Annotated in this window: 1 rRNA gene; it reads left to right on the top strand. The window is 53.4% G+C overall.

The window, feature by feature from the left end:
• Positions 1-1,308: ribosomal RNA gene (locus tag RV1423_RS28160) — 23S ribosomal RNA — on the top strand; the annotation flags it as partial.

The raw sequence follows: 1,308 nt of genomic DNA, 5'->3' as shown, positions 1-1,308 counted from the left end.
GCGGAATTCAAGGGTGCGAGGCCATTCACTTAGGTGAAGAAGCAATCGGAAGTGGTTCCAAGAAAAGCCTCTAAGCTTCAGTTTAACAGGACCGTACCGCAAACCGACACAGGTGGGCGAGATGAGTATTCTAAGGCGCTTGAGAGAACTCGGGAGAAGGAACTCGGCAAATTGGTACCGTAACTTCGGGATAAGGTACGCCCCTGTAGCTTGATGCCCCTGCGGGCAGAGGGTGAAGGGGTTGCAATAAACTGGTGGCTGCGACTGTTTAATAAAAACACAGCACTCTGCAAACACGAAAGTGGACGTATAGGGTGTGACGCCTGCCCGGTGCCGGAAGATTAAATGATGGGGTGCAAGCTCTTGATTGAAGTCCCGGTAAACGGCGGCCGTAACTATAACGGTCCTAAGGTAGCGAAATTCCTTGTCGGGTAAGTTCCGACCTGCACGAATGGCGTAACGATGGCCACACTGTCTCCTCCCGAGACTCAGCGAAGTTGAAGTGTTTGTGATGATGCAATCTCCCCGCGGCTAGACGGAAAGACCCCATGAACCTTTACTGTAGCTTTGCATTGGACTTTGAACCGATCTGTGTAGGATAGGTGGGAGGCTATGAAGCGTGGACGCCAGTCTGCGTGGAGCCGTCCTTGAAATACCACCCTGGTTTGTTTGAGGTTCTAACCTTGGTCCGTAATCCGGATCGGGGACAGTGCATGGTAGGCAGTTTGACTGGGGCGGTCTCCTCCCAAAGTGTAACGGAGGAGTACGAAGGTACGCTAGGTACGGTCGGAAATCGTGCTGATAGTGCAATGGCATAAGCGTGCTTAACTGCGAGACCGACAAGTCGAGCAGGTGCGAAAGCAGGTCATAGTGATCCGGTGGTTCTGTATGGAAGGGCCATCGCTCAACGGATAAAAGGTACTCTGGGGATAACAGGCTGATACCGCCCAAGAGTTCATATCGACGGCGGTGTTTGGCACCTCGATGTCGGCTCATCTCATCCTGGGGCTGTAGCCGGTCCCAAGGGTATGGCTGTTCGCCATTTAAAGAGGTACGTGAGCTGGGTTTAAAACGTCGTGAGACAGTTTGGTCCCTATCTGCCGTGGGCGCTGGATATTTGAAGGGGGCTGCTCCTAGTACGAGAGGACCGGAGTGGACGAACCTCTGGTGTACCGGTTGTCACGCCAGTGGCATCGCCGGGTAGCTATGTTCGGAAGAGATAACCGCTGAAAGCATCTAAGCGGGAAACTCGCCTTAAGATGAGATATCCCCGGGGCTTCGAGCCCCTTGAAGGGTCGTTCAAGACCA

The sequence above is a fragment of the Herbaspirillum sp. RV1423 genome (assembly GCF_000577615.1).
Classification (GTDB): Bacteria; Pseudomonadota; Gammaproteobacteria; order Burkholderiales; family Burkholderiaceae_D; genus Herbaspirillum.
Note: the sequence above shows the minus strand (reverse complement) of the source record. Positions and strands in the feature narration are given on the sequence as shown.